The organism is Lentzea waywayandensis (assembly GCF_900115955.1).
In the GTDB taxonomy this organism is placed as follows: Bacteria; Actinomycetota; Actinomycetes; order Mycobacteriales; family Pseudonocardiaceae; genus Lentzea; species Lentzea waywayandensis.
Genome location: NZ_FOYL01000005.1, coordinates 206,790 through 231,759 on the forward strand (window position 1 = coordinate 206,790; position 24,970 = coordinate 231,759).

A 24,970-nucleotide genomic window follows, 5' to 3' on the forward strand; every position below is an offset into this window, starting at 1 on the left:
AAGCACTCCAGGACACTCAAGACGAGTACGGGGTGTGGACAGGTTCTGTCCACACCCCGTACAGCTGATCACATCAGGGTCAGAACGGGTTCGTCGGCTGAGCGTCCTTCATCACGCCACCGACACAACCAGCAACTCCAGCAGCGAGGGGAATGCCCCAACTGCGATTACCGTTCCTCCAGCTTCCGTAAGCCCCGAGTCCACCACCGAACAGACCTCCCGGCACGCAATGGAGGACTACCCTTCGCGGGTTCTTGGGGATGTACCTGATGGTCCTCTTGATCGTGTCGCCAACCGCAGACCTTCCGATGCGCTTGACAACGCTCACCGTCCTCGACCGAAGCCAACTGCCGGCCTGCACCACCGAGCGGCCGGCCGCCTTCATCCCGCCCCAGATCCTGGGAGCCCACTTGATCCCCCAGGGGATGGCCTTCCGGACAGCGAACCGGGCCATGATGGGCAGACCGACGCGAAGTCCGGCCACCGCGAGGAACAGACACGGCGGACACTTGCCGTCGATGTCGTTGGCGTTGATGGGATCGCCGTTGACGTAGTCGTAGTCGTTGGCGGACCCTCCTTCGACCGGGTCGACGGCCAGGAACCTGCCGAACAGCGGACTGTACGGGCGGGCTCCCATCTGCACGAGCGACAACGCACCGGCGTGCTCGTAAGGACGCTGATGCTGGCCCAGCCAGCCGTAGTCCATCTGACCAGGCTGGTTGTCCGGCACGGCATCCGGGTCGACCTTGCCGTCGGTGGCGATCGGCTCACCGAACGGCGAGTAGTGCCGCAGCTGTCCGACCTGGTTGCCCGCTGCGTCCGTGGTGAGGATGATGTCGCCACGAACAGACGGGTGGTCGTACGACCGCGTGTCGCCGTTGATCGTCAGCAACACGCCGCCGGGCAACGAGATCGAGCGGGACAACAGCTTCTTGTCCTCGCCCAGCACGATGTCCGCGGAGTCACCGTCGGCCGTGTGGCCGTACAGCAGGACCTTCTGCTGATCACCCTGCTCTGCGCCACGACGCACGATCCGGTTCGTCGAGTCGCGCTGGTACGCGACCGCCGCAGGGTCCGCACCGACCGAACGAGCACCGATGTTGCGGTTCTCCGTGTCCCACGAGAGGTGTGTGGTGGAACCGTTGACCGTGTACTCGGTGGTGTTGCCGCTGTCGTCGTACTTGATGCCGGACACCGCGTTCGCGCCCGTCGTCGCCAGCAACCGGTCAGCCGCGTCGTAGCAGTAGTTCGTGGTCTGCGTACCCGTGGCCGTCTGGTCGATCAGCTTGACGCGGTTGGTGTTCAGCCCGGCGTTGCCGACCGTCCCCGCGGGACATCCGTCCGCTGCGGACGAACTGAAGTCGTAGGTGTAGACGTGTCCGTTGACAGCCGCGTTGGTGAGCCTTCCTGCTGTGTCGTAGACGTAGTTGTGGCCGCCCACACCCGCGTCGAAGCCGTTGAGCGTCTCGTCGACGATCGTGCCACCACGGGTACGCGTCACGGTCGTGGGAATCTCGGTTCCGGACTTGGTCTTCCACGTCAGGGACGTGGTCTGACCAGAACCGTCTTTGCCCATCGCCGAAAGCGAGGTGCCATTGGCGTACGCCACAGATTTCAGCTCACCGACCGCGTCGTAGGTCGACGTGGCCAGCAAGGCACCGTCGAGCGACGAGGTCAGCAACCTGCCTGCGTCGTCATAGGTGCTGGACACCACCTGCGCCGCATTCAGCGGCAGGTTGAACTTCTGCGTCGTTGTGCGGCCCGCACGGTCGTACTTGGTCTCCGTACGTACACCGTGGACGTCGGTGTACTCGACCACGCGACCGATCATGTCGGTCTTCGTCGTGATCGTGCCGTTGTGATCCGTCACTGTCGACACGAGCGGATCGCCGTTCACCGCGTAGTTCGTGGTGACGACGCGCTCACCCGCGGCAGCGTTCGCCGGGTGTTTGACCGACACCGCGCGATCACGGTCGTCGTAGACGGTGCAGGTCCACTTGCCCGCACTCCCCTGAGCCACCACGCGGCCCGACACGTCGAAGATCTGCTCGTCCTCACGCGCCACACCGGTAGCCGGAGCGGGTGACCTGGTGAGCTTGGACAGCCCGCCCTGATTGATCGCCTCCACCTCGGGGGTACACGGGTTGTCCCGCGTTTCCCGGTCGCCGTAGTAGGCGAAGGTCGTCTGAGCGCCCGTGGGCGAGGTCTCAGCGATCTTGCGGAGGTAGCCGGTGCCGCTGGGCTCGTACGTCGTCTTGACCGCCTGGCCCTTCTGCGTGGTGGTCGTGACCAGGCCGTAGGCGGCGTCGAGCCCGTTCTCGCCGAACTTGCTCGACGAGATCTGAGGCTGCAGGCCGAGCGACTCGCCCTTGGTCGTGGACGTGGTGTGCCCGTACTTCGGCTTCATGTTCGCCGCGGGCACGACCTGCTGGGTCCCGCCTGGGGTGGTCCAGTGCAGTTCGAGCTGTGCGAGCGACACGAGGTCGTAGTACTCGACGCGGATCTTCTTCGCCGCGCCCGCCGACGGGCTGTTGACCGTGGCCTCACGCCACTTCGCACCGGTGTCGATCCAGTCGTCGATGACGGTCGCGTCGTCGATCCAGACCCTCACGCCGTCGTCGGCCACGACACGGAGCTTGTAGTTGCCCGCTTCCGGGAAGACGATGTCCCCGGTCGCACGGAGCGAAGAACCGTCCGCGGGAATGCCCGCGACCGGCGCGTCAGTTCCCCAGTTGCGTGCGAACGTGCCGTCCGCGGCCAGACCGGTCTGGAACACCTTCGGTGCCCCAACCATGTCCTTGTTGTCGTAGAACGACACCGCGAGACCGTTGAGACCCTCGTCGAAGGCGGTCTTGGAGTGCGGAACGGTGTCCGCGCACGCCGGCTTGAGCTCCTGACCGTTGAAGCACGACGCCGGACCCGGACCGAAGTTGTCGGTCGGGCGGTCCTGCGCGTCGTACAGCGTGGTCGACACGCGGCCGGCCGCGTCCGTCGAGGTCAGCAGCTGATCTTTGACGCTCCACGTCTGCGATGTCGTCCTGCCGGTGGCGTCCGTGCTGGACAGCAGGCGGAATGCGTCGTCGTAGACCACCTTGCGCGAGAAACCGATGGCCGGGTTGAGTCCTGCGATGTCCACAAAGGACGTTTTGGTGCCCGTGTCGTACCGGTAGGAGTGGTAGCCGCGTTCTTCACCGTGCGTGGTGTACGGCTGGTAGATCGTCCGCGCGATCGGTTTCGTCGCGGTGTGGTCGTAGTAGTGGACGATGTAGTTCGAAGCGTCGGTGTTCCGGTTCGCATGGTCCTGCGAGACCCAGTCGGCCGCGCGAGGCTCACGCATTCCGTCGAGCAGCCCGTTGGTCGTGACGCTGAACTGGGTCATCTCACGGCCTGGGTCCTCCACCGCCACGAGATGCCCGCGGTAGTAGAACAGCTTCGTCTGGGTTCCGTCCCAGTACACGATGCGGCACAGCATCTGCGACGGCGGCAGTCGTTCCGCGTCCGGCGGAGGCGTCGCACCGCCGTAGCAGTCATCACCCGGACGGTTGTAGTGCAGCCGGTGCGCACGGCCGGAGACCGGATCCTTGATCTCCTTCAGGCGCGAAGGCGAACCGTCGTAGACGTACTGCAGCGCGGCAGGCTTGCGGGTGTCGACGGCGCTCGCCTGCGACTCCAGCTTGCCCGCGGAGTTGAACGCGTACACGTCGGTGCCGTAGGTCAGCGTGATGCGGCCCGCCGTGTCCAGCGCCAGGTTGCCGACCTCACCTTCCGGCGGGGTGTAACCACCGGTCGTCTTCTTCGTCCACGTGTGCTTGGCACCGGACCCGTCGGTCAGCACGACGTTCTGGTCGGTGACCTTCGCCTCCGTGAACGTCGAACCCGTACCGTCGAGATCGGCGGACAGCGTCCAGCCCTTGGACAACGCGGGCAGGTCCGAGGAGTGCAACCAGTCGGCGGGAACGATCTGCGACGGCACGGTGGTGCCGTCCACCGTGCGCGTGAAGAGGCGCAGGTACGCCCAGCCGGTGGCCTCGGCCAGTTCGACCTTGATCGGCACGCGCTGGCCGGCGGTCAGCTTGACGCTGGTCGCGACGCCCCAGTTGACGTCGCTGCAGCAACCCTGGTCGTAGACCGAGCTGCCGTTGATCCACACCCGAAGCCGGTCGTCGTGCACACCGGCGAACTGGTAGTCGCCGGTCGACGGAGCCTGGAAGAAGCCTTCCCAGCGCGCCACGAACCAGTCCTTCGGCAACGCGGGCGCGAACGGTGACGTGTCGCCCCAGTCCACGTTCACCTGAGGCTCCGTGCGCACCAGCACCGGCTCCTGCTGCGGACTGATCTCCCCGTTGTTCGACAGGTCCGGGAAGTACGACGCCCGCAGACCCTTCTGCTCCTGCTGCTGCGAGTTGTAGGTCATCGACAGACCAGCCTCGCCGCCGACCGTGTTGAACGTCGGCGACTTGATCGAGGTGGTCACGTTGCCGTTGGCCAGGTTGACCGAGATCGGCCCCATGGTGTCGTCGGGGGCCGGACCCTTGTTGCCGATGCGCTGGTCGACCTTCAGGCGGAACACCGCGCTCGGGATCCTCGACGTGGCACCGCTGACGGCCTTGGCCTGCCAGGTGTAGGCCACGCCGTCCTGCAGAACACCGGCCGGAACCGTCCACTTCGGAGTGTCCAGACAGCCGGAGTCCACCACGACACCGGACTTCGCGTCCGCGCCGGTCGCGACGGTGAAGCAGTACCTCACCTGCTCGCCGTCCGGGTCGCTGACGGGGTTGACCTCGAGCGTCGGCGTCGTGTTCGTGATGACGCTGTGGTCGGCGGGGCCGACCAGTGTCGGAGCGGGCGGCGCCGATCCCGTGTCCACGGTCAGGGTGACGACCGTGTCCTTGTAGGTCCAGGCTCCCGGCTGTTCCGCGCCCACGATCATGAACGTGGCCATGTGCCGGATGTCCGCGATGTGCTGGAGGAAGCTCACCAGGCTGTCGCCGGTCAGCGAGCCGACCTGGCCGACGAGACCGGTGGCCAGCAGGCCTCCGAGACCGTTGAAGTCCATCGCCGAGGCGTGGTAGAGCTGCGCCGGCCACGTCTTGTCCGGGCTGAGCGGCCCGGTCTTCTTCGTCACGTCGACCTTGGCGCCGACGATGCGCTGGCCGTACAACGGCTGGTAGTCGAAGCGGATCGCGCTGCGCCAGTACTTGTCACCGCGGTCCAGCGAGTTGCCGAACTGCACGCTGCACATCTGGCACCAGTAGCCGTCCGACTTGTACGACTCGGCGTAGGCGACACCGAAGCTGAACGTCGGGTCGACGCTGACGGGATAGACCCGCTTCGGGTCCTTCAGCCACGCCTCGTCCACCGCGACCGTGAGCACCCAGTCCTGGCCGGCCTTCTCGACCGTGTAGGTGCCACCGGTCTGCGCGGGCGGCGTCTCCTCGGCCTTGCCGGAGGAGTCCCAGGTGACGATCGGCGGCATGACGATCTTCGGGGTGCCCTTGGCGTCACGAAGTTCGACCGTGCCCTGCTCCGTCACGGTCGGCGTCAGCGCGCCGGTCTTGAGGGTGAACCGCCACTTGCTGGTGGCGGGCACCTTCTTCAACAGGATGGTCTCCTTGACCGAACCCGCCGTGACCTCGTACTGGAGGTCCGTGTCCGCGGCGACGTCGGTGTACTCCGCCTTGGAGTCCGAGACCTTGACCTGCTTGTCCTTCGCCGGCTTCTCCGGCGCCAGCGAGACCTTGTTCCCGTCGTACTCGACGGTGATCAGCGCGGCGTCGTCCGCCTTGCCCGCGAGGGTGGGCTTGAGCGGGTGCTGCCTGGCCTTCACCCGCCTGGTCGGCGTGTCCGCCACCAGAGTCGAGTCGACCGGCTGCCAGGACCCCTTGGCGTCCTTGACGTTCAACGGCTCCGTGGACTGCTTGATCGTCTTGGTGCCGTCAGGGTTGGTGTACTCGTCGACGAACATCGACCGAGAAGTCACCTTGGACTTCTCCGGGTCGAAACTCGACGACTCGCGCTTGGACAACGGCGTGAAGTCCGCCTTCGGATCCGCTGCCGCCACCGGCGGCGCGGGCACCTCCTGCCCCTTGAGCACCGGCAGCTTCGTCGTGTCGACGGCCGGAGACTTCGCGGGAGGCGCGGCGAACGCGGGTGCGGACGCCAGACTGATCGTCAGAGAGGTTGCGAGCGCAGCGGCCAGCACCCGTGCGAATCTTCGCGCACGAGTGTGCCGCGTCGCTGAGCGACGCGTCATATTTGGTGTATCCCCCAGGCTTCAAGGGGTTGTGCGGGCTCCGCAGCCCGGACGACCCCTGACAGTTGATCGCCGCTGAGCATGCCCAAAACGGACAATCGAAAGCAATGGGCCGTTCGGATCAACTCACGCTCAGTGCGTGCAATGTCACACTCCGAACATCAGGCTTCGCCTGGCCAGAGTGGCGTGAGTGGAGCCACTACGCCGTCGAGGGCGTTGTCCACGATCGCGCCTGCCAGTGGCATGAGCGTGGCTCGGGACCAGAGCAGGCGGTCGCGGAGGGACGGTTGTGCGAGTGCGGCCGCTGCCTGTTCGATCACTTCCTGGCGGTCGTGGTGCAGGCAGCGGAGCAGGCCGTCGGACGCGCTGCCGATCGGCACACCCGACCTCGCGAGGCGGCGGATCGCCGCTGCCGCCTGGGTTCTGACCCACCACTTCTGGTCGCGCAGGCGGCCGATGACCGGCGGCAGGGCAGCGGGGTTCGCGGTGTCGCCGAGGGCGATGACCGCGATCTGGCGGCGGGCGGCGAACCAGTTGGTCGCGTCCGGCGCGATGCGCTCGACCGGATTCGCGTTGTGCAGCCTGGTGATGCCGTAGAGCCACACCCACGGGCTGCGGTAGACCTCCTGGCCGAGCCACTTGCGGACCGGGCCGTCGGTCTCGGTGTAGAAGTGCCGGAGCGCGTAGTGCGGGTCGCGGTTCGGGTCGCGCTCCGCGAGCACCCGGCAGAGCAGCGGACGCACCGGGCCCGCCTCGGCGAGGGTGCCGAGGATGATTTCCTCGACGCCCCGTTCGTTGCTGTCGATCAAATGTCGGACGTGCGCACTCAGATCCGGTGAATCCCAGCCCCGGATCCCAGCCAGCGCCCCATCGCCGCTGAGTTCCCCCATTTCTCCATCATGGCTGATTTATGTAGCCGCCCACGGTGTTTTGGCAGACTTCCCGCAGTGCGGTCACCGCGTCGCGCAGCAGCGGATTGGTGTTCGCGGTGCGGTGCACCACGTGCACGTGCCTGCGCAAAGGCTTGTGGCGCAACGGCATCGCGTGCGTGCCTGCCAGCTCTCGGTAGCCGAGCGCGGGCACGAGCGCGACGCCGACACCGGCCGCCACGAGCGATTGCACGACCTCGTAGTCGTTGCTTCGGAAAGCAATCTTGGGTGCGAAACCCGCCGCCGCACACAGGCGCGTGAGACAGATCGCGCCGGAGGTTCCGTCGCGTGAGGCGATCCAGTGTTCGTCTTTCAGATCTTCGAGTTTGACGTTGTTCTTCGCGGCCGGATGCTCCGCCGGAACCATCACCAGGAGGGATTCGTCCAGCAACGGCACCACGGTCAGTTCCTCGGGCCACGTTCGCGGCACGAGGTCGTACGCGTACACCAGGGCGAGGTCGAGCTCGCCGGTCAGCACGAGCGGCAGCACGTCGTCCGGCTCCGCCTCGTCGAGGCGGATCTCGGCTCCGGGCAGATCCGCCTGAAGCCTCGCCAGCGCCTTCGGCATGACCCGCGAACTCGCCGTCGGGAACGTGCCGATCCGCAGGCGCCCGCGCAGGCCCTGCACCATCGCCTTCACCTCGTGCTCGAACCCGTCGAACGCGGCGAGCAGCTCGCCACCACGTTCGGCGATCAGCAGAGCGGCGCCGGCCGGCCTGATCGAGTGCGCCTCGCGTTCGAAGAGCGTCACGCCGACCGCCCGCTCGAACGCGGAGATCTGCTGCGACACGGCCGACGACGTGTAGCCGAGACGGCGGGCTGCCTCGGCGAAGGAACCCGTCTTCACGACCTCGACGAGCGTGCGGAGATGAACCGGATTGAGCACCAGTCCAGCTTATGCTCGACGTCGCGAGGTTTCATTCTGCAACCCCTGGCGCATCCACCTGGGAACTACCAGGGTGGAGGCATGCCCTACATCTCCACGAACCCGTCGAACACCTCCGACGTGGTCACCGAGATCGAGCTCGGGACCAGCCGCGACTTCGTGGCCGCCGCACAGCGGGCCAAGGCCGCACAACGCGCGTGGGCACGCGTACCCGCGCCTGTACGAGGCCAGGTCATCGGCAACATCGGCCGGCTCGTCGAAGCGAACTTCGAACCCCTCGCCCAGCTCGTGACCCGCGAGATCGGCAAGCCGATCGCGGAGGCCCGCGGCGAGGTGCAGGAGATCGTCGACACGGCCAACTTCTTCGTCGGCGAGGGCAGACGCCTCTACGGGCAGACGGTCCCTTCGGAGATGCCGGACAAGCAGCTCTTCACGTTCCGCAACCCGGTCGGCGTCGCCGCGATCATCACCGCCGGCAACTTCCCGGTCGCCGTGCCGTCCTGGTACATCATCCCGGCACTGCTGTGCGGCAACTCGGTCGTGTGGAAGCCCGCCGAGTACTCCGCCGCCTCGGCCCAGGCCTTCTACGACGTGTTCCAGGCCGCCGGCATTCCGGCCGGCGTGTTCGAGATCGTCTTCGCCGAGGGCTCGGAGACGTTCGACGGACTGGAGCAGTCGCTGCAGCAGGGGCTCGTCGACAAGGTCGGCTTCACCGGGTCCAGCGAGGTCGGTGTGCGCATCGGCGAACTGTGCGGACGCCACCTCCAGACGCCGTGCCTGGAACTGGGCGGCAAGAACCCGATGGTCGTCACCGAGGACGCGGACCTCGACCTGGCCGTGCAGGGCGCGCTGTTCGCCGGCTTCGGTTCCGCGGGCCAGCGCTGCACCTCGCTCGGCACGGCGATCGTGCACGAATCGGTGTACGACGAGTTCCTGACCCGGTTCGTCGAGGCCGTCGCGGGCGCCGCAGTGGGCGACCCCGCCGGTGACGTCCTCTATGGACCGTTGCTGGACGAGAAGTTCGCGCTGGCGTACGAGAAGTACCTCGGCTGGATCGGTGAGCACCACACGGTGCACGGTCCGACCGGCCGCGTCTCGGCTACCAGCCCGCGCGACGGCTTCACTGGCGAGAACGGCTTCTTCTACCACCCCGCAATCGTTTCCGGTGTGCGCGACGACGACGAACTGTTCCTTCAGGAGACGTTCGGCCCGCTCGTCGGCGTCATGAAGTACTCGGACCTGGACGAGGCGATCGAGCTCGGCAACAAGCCGGGCTACGGCCTCTCGTGCTCGATCTACACCACGGACCCGAACAAGGCCTTCCGGTTCCGCGCCGGCATCTCCGCCGGAATGGTGAGCGTCAACAACTCGACGTCCGGGGCCGAGGCACACCTGCCGTTCGGCGGTAACGGCAAGAGCGGCAACGGCTCCCGGCAGTCGGGCGTGTGGGTGCTCGATCAGTTCACCCGCTGGCAGTCCATGAACTGGGACTACTCCGGGAAGCTGCAGAAGGCGCAGATGGACACTCTCGCGATCGAGGCGAACCTTGACTTCCGCCTCGCCTGAGCTGCCTGCTCAAGCAGAGGTCGTCGTCATCGGCGGCGGGGTGATGGGCACATCCATCGCTTTTCACCTCGCCGAGGCAGGAGTCCGGGATGTCGTGGTCGTGGAGCGGGATGACCTGGGGTCCGGCTCCACCTGCAAGGCAGCGGGTGGAGTGCGCGCCCAGTTCTCCGACGAACTGAACATCAGGCTCGGAGCTCGATCCATCGAACTGTTCCAGCGCTTTCCGCAGCGCCCCGGGCAGGAGATCGACCTGCACCAGGTCGGCTATCTGTTCCTCCTCTCTTCCGACGATGACGTGACGGCGTTCGAGCGCAACGTCGACCTCCAGAACTCCCTCGGCGTGCGCAGTCGAATGCTGACTGTCGAGGAAGCTCGGCGGATGTCGCCGCTGATCGAGACGGACGGCCTGCTCGCGGCGACCTTCTCCCCGGACGACGGACACTGCACGCCAGAGTCCGTCGTCCTCGGTTACGCCACCGCGGCCCGCCGATTCGGTGCCCGTCTGCACACCAGAACCACCGTGAGATCGATAGTAGGAACGGGGTCTGACACTTTTCGCGTCGAAACCGACCGCGGCGCGGTCTCGACGCCGAATCTGGTCTGCGCGGCGGGCGCGTGGTCGCGGGAGATCGGCGAGATGGTGGGCGTTGACCTGCCGGTTTCTCCCCTGCGACGGCAGATCATGTTCACCGAGGCCATGCTGGAGCTACACGATCGGGTGACGCCCTTCACCATCGACTTCGGCAGCACCTTCTACTTCCACCGCGAGGGCCGGGGGCTGCTGTTCGGCATGTCCGACCCGGACGAGACACCGGGTTTCAAGCTGGACATGTCCGACGCGTGGCTGCCCAGGCTCACCGAGGCGATCGGCAGGCGCGCGCCGAGGCTGCTGGACGTGGGCGTGCGCGACGGGTGGGCCGGGCTGTACGAGGTGACGCCGGACCACAACGCGCTGATCGGCTCGGCGGGCCGGTTCTTCTACGCCACGGGCTTTTCCGGGCACGGCTTCCTGCAGGGGCCGGCGGTCGGCGAGGTCGTGCGCGACCTCGTGCTCGGCCGCGAGCCCTTCGTCGACGTGTCCAGTTTGGACGCCTCCAGATTCGCCGCCGACCAGGCGCGGCCGGAACTCAACTGCGTGTGAGGAATGTGATGGACGTTCTCGAGCTCATGGACGAGTGGGGGCCGGAGAAGGTCGTCTGCGTGTCCGACCGGCGCACCGGCATGAAAGGTGTGCTCGTCATCGACAACACCGCGCGCGGCATGGGCAAGGGCGGCACGCGGATGACCCCGAACGTGACGGTCGCGGAGATCGCCCGTCTCGCGCGCGTGATGACGTGGAAGTGGGCCGGGGTCGACCTGTTCTTCGGCGGCGCGAAGGCGGGGATCGTGTTCGATCCTTCTTCTCCTGACAAGGAAGCGGCGCTGCGGGCGTTCGCGCGCAAGCTCTCCAACGAGGTGCCGCGCGAGTACGTGCTCGGGCTCGACGTGGGCCTCACCGAACGGGACGCCGCGATCGTCCAGGACGAACTGTCGGACCGCGGCGCTATGATGGGCGCACCGGCTCAACTCGGCGGTCTTCCGTACGACGAGCTGGGCGTCACCGGGTACGGCGTGGCCGAGGTGGCGGACGAACTGATGGAGCTGCGCGGCAAACGCGTGGCGGTGCAAGGTTTTGGCGCGGTCGGTGCCGCGGCGGCGAAGCGGTTCGCCGAACTCGGCGCTGTCGTCGTCGCCGTGTCCTCGGTGCACGGGGCGTTGGTCGACACCGGCGGTCTGGATGTCGCACGGCTGCTGAAGCTGCGAGGCGAGTTCGGTGATCTCGCGGTCAAGGAGTACGGCGACGTCCGTGAGCTCGGCGCCGAACTCCGGGTGCCGTGCGACGTGCTGGTGCCGGCGGCGCTGCAGGACGTGATCGACGCGGAACTCGCGGGCGAGCTCGACACCACCCTGGTGGTCGAGGGTGCGAACCTGCCGACTTCCGTTGCGGCGCAGGAGGTTCTCGCGCGGCGCGGGATCACGGTCGTGCCGGACTTCATCGCGAACGCCGGCGGCGTGGTCGCGGCGGCGTTCGGGATGGACGCGCGGTACTCGCCGTTCCCGGTGAACCCCGCGACGGTGCTGGAGGCCGTGTCCTCGAAGCTGAGGGCGAACGCGGCGAACATCATCGTCGAGGCGAGAAGTCGTGGCACCACAACGCATGCGGCGGCCCGTGAGCTGGCGCAGGAACGCGTGCTGGCCGCGATGAAGCTGCGGGGGCGGGTCGCGTGAGCTCGCTCGAAGGCGTGGTGATCGCGGACTTCAGCCGGGTGCTGGCGGCGCCGTACGCGACGATGATGCTGGGCGACCTCGGTGCCGAGGTGGTCAAGGTCGAACGGCCCGGCAGGGGCGACGAGACCCGCACGTGGGGTCCGCCGCACTACCAGGACGAGGCGACGTACTTCCTGTCCGTCAACAGGAACAAGACGTCGGTGCAGATCGACCTGTCGACGGAGGCGGGCCGGGAGAAGGCGCGCGAGCTGATCGCGCGGGCGGACGTCGTGGTCGAGAACTTCAAGCCGGGCACGATGAAGAAGTTCGGGCTGGACTACGAGTCACTCGGGCGGGACGACCTCGTCTACTGCTCGATCTCGGGGTTCGGTGCGGGCAAGGGCGCGGACCTGCCCGGCTACGACCTGCTCGTGCAGGCCGTGGGCGGGTTGATGAGCGTGACCGGGCCTGGTCCGTACGAGCCGGTGAAGACCGGGGTGGCACTGGTCGACGTGCTGACCGGGCTGCACGCGTGCGTCGGGATCCTGGCGGCGCTGCGGCACCGGGAGGCGACGGGGCTGGGCCAGCTCGTCGAGCTCGATCTGCTGACAGTGCTGTTGTCGAGCATGGTGAACCAGAGCGCGGGCTTCACGCTGGCCGGCTCGGTGCCGAAGCCGATGGGCAACCGGCATCCGTCGATCGCGCCGTACGAGGTGTTCCCGACGGCCGACCAGCCGATCGTGCTCGCGGTGGGCAACGACCGGCAGTTCCGCCGGTTGTGCTCGGTGCTGGACGTGCCGGAGCTGGCCACGGATCCGCGGTTCGTCACGAACTCCGATCGGGTGGAGCACGTGGACGAGCTGTTCGAGATTCTCGCGGCACGGCTGCGCACGCGCCCGGCGCAGCACTGGTTCGAGACGCTGACACCGCTGGGCGTTCCGTGCGGCCCCGTCAACGATGTCGCGCGCGCGTTCGCGCTGGCGGAGTCGCTGGACCTCAACCCCACCGCGACGATCGACGACATGACGCTCGTCGCGAACCCCATCCGCCTGTCGCGCACGCCGGTGACCTACCGGCTGCGCCCGCCGAAGCTGGAGCAGTGAAGTGCAGGACCCGTTGCAGTTGCTGGACATCCCGTCGTTGCTGAGCGATGAGGACCGCGACATCCAGGCCACCGTCGCGCAGTACCTGGCCGACCACGTCCGGCCGCACGTCGCCTCGTGGTTCGAGGAGGGCATCCTGCCGCGTGAGCTGGCGCAGGAGCTCGGCAAGCTCGGCGTGCTGGGCATGCATCTGGAGGGCTACGGGTGCGCGGGCACGTCGGCGCTGGCGTACGGGCTCGCGTGCCTGGAGCTGGAGGCGGTGGACAGCGGCATCCGCAGCTTCGTGTCCGTGCAGGGTTCTCTGTCGATGTACTCGATCTGGAAGTACGGGTCGGAGGAGCAGAAGCAGGAGTGGCTGCCCCGCCTGGCCGCCGGTGAGGCGATCGGGTGCTTCGGGCTGACCGAACCGGACTTCGGCTCGAACCCGTCCGGCATGCGCACACGGGCCGTGCGCGACGGCGCGGACTGGGTGCTCGACGGCACCAAGATGTGGATCACCAACGGTGGTCTCGCGGACGTGGCGACGGTGTGGGCGCGGACCGAGGAAGGAATTCGAGGATTCCTCGTTCCCCGCGGCACGCCGGGATTCTCGACGCGGGACATCAAGCAGAAGCTGTCAATGCGAGCATCCGTCACCTCCGAGTTGATCCTGGAGGGCGTGCGGCTGCCGGAAAGCGCTCGGCTGCCGCTCGCGACTTCCTTGCGCGCGCCGCTCACGTGTCTGAACGAGGCGCGGTTCGGGATCGTGTTCGGCGCCGTCGGTGCCGCGCGGGATTCGTTGCAGGCGGCGCTGCGCTACGCGGGCACGCGCATCCAGTTCGACCAGCCGATCGCCGCGTTCCAGCTCACCCAGCGCAAGCTCGCGAGCATGACGGTGCAGCTCAGCAACTCGATGCTGCTGGCGTTGCACCTGGCGAGGCTCAAGGAGGCCGGCACGCTCAAGCCCGAGCAGATCAGCGTCGGCAAGTACAACAACGTCGAGTCGGCCATCGCGATCGCGCGGGAGAGCCGGACCATCCTCGGCGCGAACGGCATCTCGCTGGAGTACTCGCCCTTGCGTCACGCGAACAACCTGGAATCCGTACTTACTTACGAGGGCACTTCCGACATCCACCTGCTATCCATCGGCCACGCGTTGACCGGAATCGCATCATTTCGTTGATCGTTCGCCCTATCCTGCACTCCGCAACGGGTTCGCGGGTGGGAGGACGTTCTGCCGGAGGAGACAAACAGCCGCAGTGACGCGCGTCGCAACCGCAAGCGATTGCTGGATGCGGCGACGCACGTCCTGCGGGCTGAACCAGCAACGGCGACGATGCAGTCGATCGCGCGCAAGGCAGCGCTTTCACAAGCGACGGCGTATCGGCACTTTCCGTCCGTGGAAGCGCTCGTGGTGGCCTATCACGAGGACGTCATGGCGTCGTTGGCCGAACACGGTGAACGGTCTCGCAAGACCGGCAAAGAACTGTTCGAGCACCAGGTCGCACGCTGGGTGAAGCTGCAGAACGTGCACGGCCCGGTGATAGCGCGGTTCTCGTCGCAGCGCGGGTTTCTGGAACGGCTGCAGTGCGGCGAGGCCACGGCGGCGTTGTCGTGCAGCGCCTGGGACCAGTCGTTGCGCGGTGTGCTGATCGACCTGGCGCTGCCGGACGCTTTGTTGAACGTGGCACGATTTCTGCACAACGCGTTGTTCGCCCCGCGGGAGATCCTCGATCTGACGAAAACCGCCGGACTACCTGACGATCAGGTGGTCCGGCGGCTCTCCGACGCGTTCTACGGCGCGCTCACGGGCTGGGGCTCGCGCTAGTGGTGTGGCGCTAGATCCCGAGCGGAAGCACCCACTTCAGCTCGGACTTGACGTTCGGGCGGCCGTCGAGCGGGTTCTCACCGGCGATGCCGCCGGCCGCGATCTTGTCCAGGGTCTTCAGGCCCTCGGGCAGGATCTGGCCGAACACCGTGTAGTTCGGACGCAGGATCGAGTCCGACTGCACCAGGAAGAACTGCGAGCCGTTCGTGTCCGGGCCGGCGTTCGCCATGGCGAGCGTGCCGCGCGGGTAGATGCGGCGCAGGCCGGTCGGGTCGTTCGGCGCGGGCTGCAGGTCGGTCGGCAGCTCGTCCTTGTACTTGTAGCCGGGGCCGCCCTCCCCCGTGTTGGACGGGTCGCCGCACTGCAGCACCTTGAGCGTCGGGTACGCGGTGAGCCGGTGGCACTCGGTCTGGTTGTAGAAACCGCGGTGCGCCAGGTGGATGAAGCTGTGCGCGGTGCACGCGGCCTTGGCGCGGTCGAGCACCAGCGGGATGTCGCCCTGGTTCGTCTTCACCTTCACCAGGACCTTGCCCTTGGTGAACCACGGGTCGTGCGGGATCGACACCGGGCGAGCCGCGGGCTCCTCCGGTGTCGCGGTGTAGCCGCAGTCGGGCCGGGCCGTCTGAACCTCGGCGGACGCGGTGCCCGTCGTGATGAAACCAACGGCCAGCGCCGCCACTGCCAGTCCAGCTGCGATTCGCCTCATGCGCGTTTCCTAGTGCAGCGTTGGGGACCGGGCAAGTCTTAACGGATCACACGGGTCGCTCAGTTGTCCGTGGACTCGGTGATCTCGTACTCGCACTTCGCTTCCGCGCCGGCGTTCGTGATCTCCTTTTCCTTCTCCACCCGAAGCTTGCACGTCGCCTGACCGCTCTGCGGCTTGACCGTGAGCGTGATCCTGCCGAGCGAGTTGGCGAGCATGGCGCGGTTCTTCAGCGGCAGGTCCACGGTCTCGGACTGGGACGCGCCGCCGGGGACGCTGAGCGTCATCTCGGCCTTGCCGGTGCCCTCGATGTCGTAGAACGCCTCGTAGGTGTAGCTCTTCTGGCCGCACGCCGCGAGCGCCAGCACGGGAATCAGCAGGAGGAGTTTCTTCATGGCTCGAATTCTGGTGATGTGCGCGGGTCGGGGCTTCTGTCCGCAGACCGGTTGTGGGTCCTACTTTTGGCCGACCAACCGGGATTCCCACGCCCAGGCGGCGATCTCGACGCGGTTGCGGGCGTCCAGTTTGGCCTGAACGCTCGCCAGGTGCGTCTTGACCGTGCCGATCGAGATGAACAGTTCCTGCGCGATCTCGGCGTTCGTACGGCCGATGGCGGCCAGTTTCACGACGTCCAGCTCGCGTGCGGACAGGCTGTGCGGCTGTTGCGGCGCAGGCGCGTTCATGTGCTGCAACAGCCTGACGGTGATCGACGGGCTGATGAGCGCATCGCCCGTCACGGCCGCACGGACCGCTTCGATGAGCAGGTTCGGACCGGCGTCCTTCAACAAGAAGCCGCACGCGCCGTTCTTCAACGCTGTGTGCACGTACTCGTCGTGGTCGAACGTCGTGCACACCACGACGTGGACGTCGTTCGCGATCTGTTTGAGCGCTTCGAGTCCGTCCATGCGGGGCATGCGGATGTCCATCAGCGCGACGTCCGGCTTGGTGCGGCGTGCTTCGGCGACGGCCTCGATGCCGTCCTGCGCTTCCGCCACGACCTCGATGTCGGACTCGGCCCCTAGAATCATGCCGAAGCCCGTGCGCACCATCGCCTGGTCGTCCGCGACGAGAACCCTGATCACGCGGTCGCCTTTCCGGTCGGGAGCGCGGCGTCGACGACCCATCCGCCGCCGATGCCCGGCCCCGCCTTGATCCTGCCACCGAGCGCCTGCACGCGTTCGGTGAGTCCGACGAGCCCGAAACCGTTGCCCTGTCTGGCAGGCCTGCCGTCGTTGGAGACCTTGACCGTCACCCAGTCGGGCGTGGTCTGGATCTGGACGTCCACTGTGGTCGCTTCCTGGGCGTGTTTCCTGATGTTGGTCAACGACTCCATCACGACGCGGTGGACCGAACTGGCCACTTCGAGCGGCAAGTTCTCGGTGTCGCCGTGGATTTCGAGGGTGGCTCGCGGTTCGGCCGCGATCAACGCCTCGATGTCGACCATGCCCGCGACCGGCGCCACGGGGGCGTCGTCGCGCAGCATGCCGATCATGCGACGCATGGCGGCCATGGCCTCGCCTCCGGCCTCCTCGATCCCGTCGAGGGCGTTTTTGGCCTGCGCGGGGTTGCGTTCGACGATCCGGCTCGCGCCCTGGGCCAGCACGACCATGCCGGTGACGTGGTGGCCGACGAAGTCGTGCAGGTCCCGCGCGAACTCGGCCTTCTGCTCCGCTTTGACGGCCTCGACCTGCCTCTCCCTGGCGTTGGCCAGCAGGCGAAGGTAGCCGGCGAACGCGGCCACACCCGTGGCGACGACCAGCAGGCCCATCGCCACGGCCACGTCGGAGCTGCCGTACGGGGACCGCAGCGGCTGGGTGACCAGCGCGATGACGATCCCGCCGACCAGCGGCGCGTCCCACCACGACCTCGCCCGATGGGTGATGACGGCCAGGACGCCGGTCAGCGCCAGCGTCTCGGCCAGGCCGAACTCCTTGTCGAGCGGGTTGACCAGGGTGAACGTGAAGCAGGCGGTGGCGGCGAGAGCGGCCACGGCCCGGTGAGGGCGCAGCCAGGCGAGGGCGGGCAGCACGACGCAGCCGAACGCGGCCCAGCCGGTCCACGGGTAGAGGCCCGGTGACCTGAACAGGCCGTAGTAGAAGTCCACGAGCATTGCGGCGAGCAGTGCGACGATCGCGCCGAACCTCCAGAACATGACCATGACCTTATGCATTGGCACCCGGTCCGCAGATCGGCCGAAAGACAGAGGCGGACCGGGCGCAGGACTGAGGTTTTCGCCTCCGTTCCGGACTTTGCTGGCCATGTGAACAACTTCGCTTCCGCCGCGGTCGACCTCGTGAAGGTGTACGGCTCCGGCGACACCGCGGTTCGAGCACTCGACGGGGTGACCGTCGGGTTCCGGCCCGCCGCCTTCAGCGCGATCATGGGGCCGTCCGGCTCCGGCAAGTCGACGCTCATGCACTGCCTGGCGGGTCTCGACACGGCCACGTCCGGCGCGGCGCTCCTCGGCGGGAAGGACCTGACCCGGCTGTCGGACAACGCGCTGACGAAGGTGCGCCGGGACCGCATCGGGTTCGTGTTCCAGGCCTTCAACCTGCTGCCGACGCTCACCGCCGAGCAGAACGTCCTGCTGCCTTTGAACCTCGCCGGGCGCAAGCCGGACCGAGCGTGGTTCTCGCAGCTCATGGAGGTGCTGGAACTGTCGTCACGGCTGTCGCACCGGCCCTCGGAGATGTCCGGCGGACAGCAGCAACGCGTGGCGTTGGCGCGTGCGCTGGTCACGCGGCCCGAGGTGATTTTCGCTGATGAACCGACCGGGAACCTGGACTCGCGGTCGTCGGCGGACGTGCTGAACCTGCTGCGTCAGGCCGTGCGGGAGTTCGGCCAGACGATCGTGATGGTCACGCACGACGACAGGGCCGCCTCCTACGCCGACGCCGTGGTGCGGATGGCCGACGGACGGGTCGTTCAGGCGGTCGCCGCGTGAGGAGGTTCCTGCCCGTCCTGTCGATCATGATCGCGGCGTTCTTCGCCTACTCGACCGTGCTCGCCAAGGACATCACCGAACGCTCCCTGGCCGTCAGGGCCGCTCGGCTGGTCGAGGTGTTCGCGCTGCTCGGCGCGTTCGTCACGGTCGCGATGATCGTGGCCGCGCTGGTCTCCACGTCGACGTTCCGGATCGTGTTCGCGCAACGGATGCGAGAACTCGCGTTGCTGCGGGCCGTCGGCGCCTCGCGGGCCCGGCTGGCACGCGGGCTGATCGCCGAGGGCGTGCTGACCGGGCTGCTGGCGTCGGTCGCCGGGGTCGCGCTGGCGGTGGGCGCCGGGCAGCTCGTACCGCTGGCGGGCCTGGTGGCGCCGGGATTCCCGCTCACGCCCGCGCTGATCGTGGTCTTCGGGTCGTTCGTGCTGACGACGCTCGCCGTTCTGGCGCCCGCGTGGTCCGCGGCGAAGGTCTCGCCGCTGGAGGCACTGCGCACCTCGGCCGTGCAGGACGCCCAGAGCCGGATCGGCGCGCCACGCTGGGTGCTCGGGATCCTGATGGCCTCGGGTGCGGGCGTGCTGCTGGCTCTCGTCGCGATCGACGGCCTCGCCACCAAACAACGGCCGAGTGGGATGACCGAGGACCTGCTGCTGCGCACCACCATCAGCGGTGCGCTGGCGTTCGGCGCGTTGATCACGCTCGGGCCCGCGTTGATCTCACCGTTGCTACGGCTGATCGGCATTCCGTTGCGGCACAGCACCATCGGGTCGTTGGCGGTGAGCGGCGTCGGCGGTGCGCCCCGCCGGGCCGCCTCGGTCACGGCCGTGGTGGCGTTGGGGGTCAGCCTCATCATCGCGACGCTGACGGGCGCGAACACGTTGCAGGGGCTGGGGAAGGCCGAGATGGCGAGCGCCTACCCGGCTGACCTGGAGATCACCGGACCGGTGGACGTGCAGGCGTTGAGGGCCGCCGGGCTCACGAACGTGCTTCCCTACCGGCGCACCGAGATCACCGTCGACGGCCGGCTCACCATGCGGGGCACCGATCTCGACATGACCAAGCTCCGCGACCTCACGGACTTCCGCGTCGACTCCGGCGCCCTCGGCGACATGGGGCCACGCAAGGTCATCCTGTCGACCGCCACCGCGAGCAGGCTCGGACTCACCGCAGGGTCACGGACGGACGTCAACGGCGTGCAGATGACCGTCGCGGCGACGTTGTTCGGTGGAGTGCCGCTCGGCAGCGCGTTGCTGCACTCGTCCGATGTGGAGGGTGAGCCGGTCGGCGCGCTCGCGAACGGGGCGAAAGAGCTTGTGCCGGCGGGGTTCGAGGTCGAGTCGCTCACGGACCACCGGCTCGCGCAGGAGAACTGGTTCACCTCATTGGTGGCGATCGCGGTCGGACTCCTGTTCCTCACCATGTTGATCGCGGTGGTGGGGGTAGGCTCGACCACGGCGTTGTCGGTGCTCGAACGGACTCGTGAGTCCGGGCTGTTGCGCGCGATCGGCTTGACCCGCAACGAACTCGGCCGTCTCGTCACGACCGAGGCCGGCCTGTACGGGATCGTCGGCGCGGTCGTCGGGCTCGCCATCGGGATTCCCTACGCGTGGCTCGCGATCATCTCGCTCGGCATCGAGTGGCCCCTGCAGGTGCCCGTCGTCCCGGTCGGCGCGGTGGTGCTCGTCCTGGCCGCACTCACCGCGGGTGCGGGGCTGTTGCCTGCCCGCCGTGCGGCGCGGGTGAGCCCGGTGGCCGCACTTCACTCGATCCAGTGACGTGTACCGGATCCAAGACCGGGTACCCGAACTCCATAGGGAGGTAATGCAGTCATGGGATTCGACGAGTTGAAGAACAAGGCCAAGGACCTCATCGGCCAGCACGGCGACAAGGTCGACCAGGGTGTCGAGCGCGCGGGCCAGTTCGCCGACGAGAAGACCGGCGGCAAGCACAGCGAGCACATCGACAAGGGCGAGGACAAGCTCAAGGAAGGCCTCCGGAACTTCGGCGGCGAGCAGCAGCAACAGCAGTGATCGCACGAAACCGGTACCGGGGAAGGTGATGACCCCTCACCGTTGACAGGCCTGCCACCATCGTTCGTGGGAGCGCTCTCACGCGCTCGTTCGGAGGGTTGGCAATGAGGCTCACTCGACAACGAACATCCATCGCCCTGGCGGCGGCCGGCGTGCTCACCGTGAGCACGCTGGTCGCTGTCGCCCAGCAGACCAGTGCCGCGCTTCCACCTCCCCCTGCCGGGTGGACGCAGGTGTTCGGCGACGACTTCACCGGACCGGCGAACTCGTTGCCCAGCAGCGGGAACTGGCGGTTCTCACTCGGCCACGGCTATCCGGGCGGGCCGGCGAACTGGGGCACCGGCGAGATCGCCGCGCACACGAACAATCCCGCGAACGTCTCGCTCGACGGCGGCGGGAACCTGCGCATCACGCCACGTCGTGACGGCGCGGGCAACTGGACGTCGGCCCGCATCGAGACCAACGCGCAGAACTTCAAGGCTCCGGCCGGCGGCATCATGCGGATGGAGGCGCGGCTGCAGATGCCGAACGTCTCCGGCGCAGCGGCGCTGGGCTACTGGCCCGCGTTCTGGGCACTGGGGTCGCCGTATCGCGGGAACTGGTGGAACTGGCCCGGTGTCGGCGAGTTCGACATCATGGAGAACGTCAACGGCGTCGACCGCGTGTGGGGCGTGCTGCACTGCGGTGTCTCGCCCGGCGGGCCGTGCAACGAGAAGAACGGCATCGCGAACAGCCGCCCGTGCCCAGGCTCCTCGTGCCAGGGCGGTTTCCACGCCTACCGCTTCGAGTGGGACGCCTCGGTCTCCCCGCAGCAACTGCGGTGGTACGTGGACGGCCAGTTGTTCCACCAGGTCAACCAGAACCAGCTGCCCGCGGACACGTGGAACCAGATGACCGGGCACGCCGGCTACTTCATCATCCTGAACGTCGCGATCGGCGGCGAGTTCCCGGACAACTACTCCGGCACGCGCACGCCGGGTCCGGGCATCGTCCCCGGGATTCCCATGGTCGTGGACTACGTGGGCGTGTGGACGCGCGGATCCGGCGGCGGTAACCCGACGACCACCACCACTCCCCCTCCGACGTGTGGGCCGTTGCTCTCGCAGAACCGGCCGACGTCAGCGTCCAGCGTGGAGAGCGGAAACCAGGCCGCGGCGTTCGCGGTGGACGGGTCCGCGGCGACCCGATGGTCGTCCGCGCACAGCGAGCCGCACTGGTGGCAGGTCGATCTCGGGTCCTCACGCGCGCTGTCGCGGGTGCGGATCAACTGGGAGGCCGCGTACGGGCGGGCGTACTCGATCCAGCTGTCCGACAACGGCAGTTCGTGGCGGGACGCCTATTCCACGTTGACCGGCTCAGGTGGAATCGAGGACATCGGGATTTCCGGTACCGCGCGTTACGTGAGGTTCACCGGCACCCAGCGGGCCACCGTCTACGGGTTCTCGTTCTGGGAGTTCGAAGTGTTCGGAGCCTGTGGAACCACCACAACGACGGAACCTCCAGGTGGCGGGACATACCCAGCGTGGGCACCTGGGACTGCCTATGCGGTTGGTTCGCGTGTGAGTTACGCCGGATTGGACTATCAGTGCCTCCAGGCGCACACGGCGATCGCGAGTTGGGAACCGTCGAACACGGCCGCTCTCTGGCAGCGCCTCTGAGTCACTTCCGCGATCCCGGCGACCCGGTTACCGTCGTTCGCCGGGATCGCGGAGGTGAAGGTGGATCCGAGCGGGGTGACGAGGGCAGCACGGCTGACAGCGTTGGCCGCGTTGTGCCTGGTCACCGTCGTGCTACTGCTTCCTGCGGCCATCAGTGTGAGCACCGGCGGGCCCGTTCCGGGGTTCATCGGCGAGTTCGGCCGGTGGTTGTGGCCGTTGGTCGGCGCGATGGTGCTCGTCGCGATCGGTCTCGCGATCTGGGAACGTGTCCGCGGTCACGAGACCAGCAATCGCACCGCCGCTCTCGACCGGGTCGAGACACGGGTGAAGGCACTGCTGGCCGCCTCACTGGCAGCCCAGACGCAGATCAAGCTCGGTGTCCTGAAACAGCCCAGGCTTTCCGTGCGGGTCGACGGCGAAGAGATCTCCTCGCCGGACCTGGAAGCCGTGTACGACCGCCTCGGCCACAGCATGGTCCTGATCGGTCCGATCGGCAGCGGGCGGTCGACGTTGTTGCGCGAACTGTGCCTGGCGTTGGTCGAGCGAGCGCGCAACGACCCGGAGGCGCCGATTCCCGTGGTCGTGGACTTGGCGACGTGGCGTGCCTACGGCGCTCGCAAGCCGACGGAGTTCACCGCGTGGTTGTTGCGGGAGTTGAACCGCCGTTACGGGATCAGCCGCTCGGCGGGCACGATCTGGTTGCGCCGTGAGCGGGTGGCCGTGCTCATCGACGGACTGGACGAGGTGCCGCGCGTCGATCGCGCGCACTGCGAGTCCGAACTCGCGCCGTTCGCCTCGGTCGTGAGCTCGACGGAGCCGATCGAGAACCTGCCCTCGGTGTTCGTCGAGCCGTTGTCGCGCGGTCAGGTTCTCGAGTACATCGCCTCGGTCAGCCCTCGGCTCGACAGCCTGGAAGCGGCGCTCACGCCGGAGATCTGGGAACGGCTGGACTCACCTCTGGCGCTGAACCTGCTGGCACTGACGCACCTGGACAAGCAGGTCGACACGATCGGCGACGACTTCGTGGGTTCCTTCGTCGTGGAAAGGCTTTCCAGCCAACGCGGCGCAGGTCCCACCATTCGAGCGTTGAAGTTCCTCGCGCGGTTGGGGCGACCGGACCTCGGTGCTCCCGTGCACATGCCTCACCGCCGTGCGTGGCTTCCGCTGCTGCCGACGCGTCCATTGTGGTTGCTGTTCGTGCGCGCAGTACCTGCCGCGTATGCCGGTGGCGTGTGCGCCGTCGCGTTCATGACGGGACTGCGCCTCGGATTGTGGCCCGCCTTGGTGTTCGTGGTTGCCGCGTCCTCGTTGCTCGTGTTGGTCAACAAACTGCCGCGCGTCTTTCACCCACCCGGACGCGCGCACGGCATTCTGACTGCCGCGCTGGGATTCCTCGCCGGCGTGTTCGCGGGATTGCTCGTCGGGCTCGCCGGTTTGTGGCTTGGCGGAATCGGCACGCCCTGGCCGTACTTCGTGGCATATGTGTTCGTGGTCGTGGCGTCATTCTTCTTGGCGCTGGGTTTCATACCGGGTTCCGCTCCTGTGCCGTGGGCGCTGCTGATCGCCGCCACGCCGGGCGTCTCCATGATCTGGACCGGCCCCTACGTGGTGTTGGCAGGCATGGGAGTCGGCTTCTCCGCAGGCGTGGCCGGCGGAGTTTTCGCTGCGGCCGTGGGACGTGTGTGGCGCACGGTGCGCCCGGTGCAACAGCAACGCATGCGTCTAGGGCGTCCGTGGTGGGTTCAGCCCGCTGTCCCGGTTCTCGGCACGATCGGTCTGCTGGGCGGGATCGGCGCGATGGGTTCCTGGGGAACCGCACTGGGAGTAGCACTGGGGTTGTTGGTGACCCCGACCGCTGCCCGCGACTACGTCTGGCCGTTCGACGCGCTCGCCGAAGTCGCCGCGGAGGGTGTCACTCGGCCGCTGTCACTGGGTGAGTTGTCCTTCCGCCGCAAGGCTTTGCTCCACCTCGCGCAGGACCGGCTGCTGCTCACCCGCGTCGACGGCGAGTACCGCTTCGCGCACGTCGCCTTACGTGACCATTTGGCGTCGTGTGACCCAACAGCTCTGGTCCGAGCCACGCGTCGTTGAACCTTCCCGATCTGCGGGCCGTACGGCCTGACAGAAAGGTCGGGTGTTGCGCATGCGCTGGTCGAAGGGCTGGATCGCGGGGGCCGGGGTCTTCTCGGTCGTCGCGGCCATCGGGGGTACGGCCTTCGCCCTTGCCGGGCCCGGAGCCTCCACGTCGCAGTCGGCGGTGGCGGGCAAAGAGGTGTGCTCGGGGCAGCAGGTGAAGACGGCGAACTCGAAAGGGCCGGCGGGTGTGCTGTCGGACCAGTTCCCGGTCGGGACGTTGTTACGGCTCTCGAATCCCGCCAACGGGCGGGCGATCACCGTGTCGGTCACCGGGACATCGGCCGGTTGCGCGGTGCTGAACACCGCGGCACTCGATTCACTCCGGTCCGCCGACACAGGTCAGAACGAAGTGGAAAGCGTTCTCCGGCGCATTCGGGTGGAGATCGTCGGAAATGCGCCGGCCCCGACACCCACCACCCGGACTTCCGCCGCCCGTATACGGGCTTCCGGCACCGTGGGGCAGGTCGTCTGCGACGGCGCGACCGTCGGGTTGTCGGCTGTCGGCGGGGCGCCTGGGGCGTTCTCGTCGCAGCTTCCGGTGGGGACCTCGGTGCGGGTGACCAATCTGGACAACGGGAAGCAGACGACCGTGCCGATCGTCGGTGTCGGAACGGGCTGCGTCGTGCTGAACAGCGCGGCTTTCGACCTGGTCGGGGAATCGGGGAAGAACGTGATCAAACGTGCCCAGATCGAGCGGGTGACCTGACCCCG

General features: G+C 67.5%; 19 protein-coding genes. 12 read left to right on the plus strand and 7 right to left on the minus strand.

What is annotated here, in order from left to right; genetic code table 11:
* Positions 1-79: 79 nt before the first annotated feature.
* From BM417_RS21170 to BM417_RS21180, 3 genes are all read right to left on the minus strand, one after another.
* Positions 80-6,202, minus strand: a complete 6,123-nt coding sequence (locus tag BM417_RS21170; RefSeq protein WP_245822051.1) for a PA14 domain-containing protein — start codon at positions 6,200-6,202, stop codon at positions 80-82.
* Between the two features lie 212 nt (positions 6,203-6,414).
* Positions 6,415-7,062, minus strand: coding sequence for a HEAT repeat domain-containing protein (locus tag BM417_RS21175; protein WP_177320516.1), 648 nt, complete (start codon positions 7,060-7,062; stop codon positions 6,415-6,417).
* Between the two features lie 88 nt (positions 7,063-7,150).
* Positions 7,151-8,068 (minus strand): LysR family transcriptional regulator, encoded by a 918-nt coding sequence (locus BM417_RS21180; RefSeq protein WP_093596947.1) that lies wholly within the window; start codon positions 8,066-8,068, stop codon positions 7,151-7,153.
* Positions 8,069-8,149: 81 nt separating this feature from the next.
* Here BM417_RS21180 and BM417_RS21185 point away from each other — a divergent pair, with 81 nt between their 5' ends.
* The 6 genes from BM417_RS21185 (at position 8,150) to BM417_RS21210 (ending at position 14,791) form a co-directional block, all read left to right on the plus strand.
* The gene (locus BM417_RS21185) at positions 8,150-9,634 is read left to right on the plus strand and encodes an aldehyde dehydrogenase family protein (RefSeq protein ID WP_093596950.1); all 1,485 of its coding nucleotides are present in this window, start codon (positions 8,150-8,152) and stop codon (positions 9,632-9,634) included.
* A gap of 43 nt (positions 9,635-9,677) precedes the next feature.
* Complete coding sequence (locus BM417_RS21190) at positions 9,678-10,775, plus strand: NAD(P)/FAD-dependent oxidoreductase (RefSeq protein ID WP_218164524.1); 1,098 nt, start codon at positions 9,678-9,680, stop codon at positions 10,773-10,775.
* A gap of 8 nt (positions 10,776-10,783) precedes the next feature.
* Complete coding sequence (locus BM417_RS21195) at positions 10,784-11,902, plus strand: Glu/Leu/Phe/Val family dehydrogenase (protein WP_218164516.1); 1,119 nt, start codon at positions 10,784-10,786, stop codon at positions 11,900-11,902.
* Positions 11,899-12,984 (plus strand): CaiB/BaiF CoA transferase family protein, encoded by a 1,086-nt coding sequence (locus tag BM417_RS21200; protein WP_218164517.1) that lies wholly within the window; start codon positions 11,899-11,901, stop codon positions 12,982-12,984. Before BM417_RS21195 ends, BM417_RS21200 begins: the two co-directional genes overlap by 4 nt.
* A 1-nt stretch (position 12,985) precedes the next feature.
* Complete coding sequence (locus BM417_RS21205) at positions 12,986-14,146, plus strand: acyl-CoA dehydrogenase family protein (protein WP_093596955.1); 1,161 nt, start codon at positions 12,986-12,988, stop codon at positions 14,144-14,146.
* A gap of 102 nt (positions 14,147-14,248) precedes the next feature.
* Positions 14,249-14,791 (plus strand): TetR/AcrR family transcriptional regulator, encoded by a 543-nt coding sequence (locus BM417_RS21210; RefSeq protein ID WP_177320517.1) that lies wholly within the window; start codon positions 14,249-14,251, stop codon positions 14,789-14,791.
* Positions 14,792-14,801: 10 nt separating this feature from the next.
* On the opposite strand, the gene BM417_RS21215 is transcribed toward BM417_RS21210, so the two are convergent.
* Genes BM417_RS21215 through BM417_RS21230 form a run of 4 tightly spaced genes read right to left on the minus strand, consistent with a single transcriptional unit; the run spans position 14,802 to position 17,646 of the window.
* Positions 14,802-15,497, minus strand: coding sequence for a peptidylprolyl isomerase (locus BM417_RS21215; RefSeq protein ID WP_093596961.1), 696 nt, complete (start codon positions 15,495-15,497; stop codon positions 14,802-14,804).
* A gap of 59 nt (positions 15,498-15,556) precedes the next feature.
* Positions 15,557-15,889, minus strand: a complete 333-nt coding sequence (locus BM417_RS21220; protein ID WP_093596964.1) for a lipoprotein — start codon at positions 15,887-15,889, stop codon at positions 15,557-15,559.
* Between the two features lie 60 nt (positions 15,890-15,949).
* Positions 15,950-16,576, minus strand: coding sequence for a response regulator (locus BM417_RS21225; protein ID WP_093596967.1), 627 nt, complete (start codon positions 16,574-16,576; stop codon positions 15,950-15,952).
* Positions 16,573-17,646 carry a sensor histidine kinase gene (locus tag BM417_RS21230; protein ID WP_177320518.1) on the minus strand — a complete coding sequence of 358 codons (1,074 nt, stop codon included), beginning with the start codon at positions 17,644-17,646 and terminating at the stop codon, positions 16,573-16,575. The genes BM417_RS21225 and BM417_RS21230 overlap by 4 nt, the downstream gene beginning before the upstream one ends.
* A 108-nt stretch (positions 17,647-17,754) precedes the next feature.
* Between BM417_RS21230 and BM417_RS21235 the strand changes: the two genes are divergently transcribed.
* The 6 genes from BM417_RS21235 to BM417_RS21260 all read left to right on the plus strand — a co-directional run bounded on the left by BM417_RS21235 (position 17,755) and on the right by BM417_RS21260 (position 24,965).
* The gene (locus BM417_RS21235) at positions 17,755-18,438 is read left to right on the plus strand and encodes an ABC transporter ATP-binding protein (RefSeq protein WP_245822054.1); all 684 of its coding nucleotides are present in this window, start codon (positions 17,755-17,757) and stop codon (positions 18,436-18,438) included.
* Entirely contained in the window at positions 18,435-20,210 is a 1,776-nt protein-coding gene (locus BM417_RS21240) for an FtsX-like permease family protein (RefSeq protein ID WP_093596976.1), read from the plus strand. The genes BM417_RS21235 and BM417_RS21240 overlap by 4 nt, the downstream gene beginning before the upstream one ends.
* Before the next feature lie 54 nt (positions 20,211-20,264).
* Positions 20,265-20,465, plus strand: coding sequence for an antitoxin (locus BM417_RS21245; RefSeq protein ID WP_093596979.1), 201 nt, complete (start codon positions 20,265-20,267; stop codon positions 20,463-20,465).
* A 104-nt stretch (positions 20,466-20,569) separates the two neighbouring features.
* Positions 20,570-22,123, plus strand: a complete 1,554-nt coding sequence (locus BM417_RS21250; protein ID WP_093596982.1) for a galactose-binding domain-containing protein — start codon at positions 20,570-20,572, stop codon at positions 22,121-22,123.
* 75 nt (positions 22,124-22,198) lie between these two features.
* Positions 22,199-24,214: an NACHT domain-containing protein gene (locus BM417_RS21255; protein WP_143138741.1), complete on the plus strand. Its 2,016-nt coding sequence runs from the start codon at positions 22,199-22,201 to the stop codon at positions 24,212-24,214.
* A gap of 52 nt (positions 24,215-24,266) precedes the next feature.
* Positions 24,267-24,965 carry an RlpA-like double-psi beta-barrel domain-containing protein gene (locus tag BM417_RS21260; protein ID WP_143138742.1) on the plus strand — a complete coding sequence of 233 codons (699 nt, stop codon included), beginning with the start codon at positions 24,267-24,269 and terminating at the stop codon, positions 24,963-24,965.
* Positions 24,966-24,970 lie beyond the last annotated feature (5 nt).

What these genes read in the sequence shown, in the direction of transcription:
- BM417_RS21185 (WP_093596950.1), top strand. Translation starts at nt 8,150, where the DNA reads ATGCCCTACATCTCCACGAACCCGTCGAACACCTCCGACGTGGTCACC.
- BM417_RS21190 (WP_218164524.1), top strand. Translation starts at nt 9,678, where the DNA reads ATGGGCACATCCATCGCTTTTCACCTCGCCGAGGCAGGAGTCCGGGAT.
- BM417_RS21195 (WP_218164516.1), top strand. Translation starts at nt 10,784, where the DNA reads ATGGACGTTCTCGAGCTCATGGACGAGTGGGGGCCGGAGAAGGTCGTC.
- BM417_RS21215 (WP_093596961.1), bottom strand. Translation starts at nt 15,497, where the DNA reads ATGAGGCGAATCGCAGCTGGACTGGCAGTGGCGGCGCTGGCCGTTGGT.
- BM417_RS21220 (WP_093596964.1), bottom strand. Translation starts at nt 15,889, where the DNA reads ATGAAGAAACTCCTCCTGCTGATTCCCGTGCTGGCGCTCGCGGCGTGC.
- BM417_RS21230 (WP_177320518.1), bottom strand. Translation starts at nt 17,646, where the DNA reads ATGTTCTGGAGGTTCGGCGCGATCGTCGCACTGCTCGCCGCAATGCTC.
- BM417_RS21245 (WP_093596979.1), top strand. Translation starts at nt 20,265, where the DNA reads ATGGGATTCGACGAGTTGAAGAACAAGGCCAAGGACCTCATCGGCCAG.
- BM417_RS21250 (WP_093596982.1), top strand. Translation starts at nt 20,570, where the DNA reads ATGAGGCTCACTCGACAACGAACATCCATCGCCCTGGCGGCGGCCGGC.
- BM417_RS21260 (WP_143138742.1), top strand. Translation starts at nt 24,267, where the DNA reads ATGCGCTGGTCGAAGGGCTGGATCGCGGGGGCCGGGGTCTTCTCGGTC.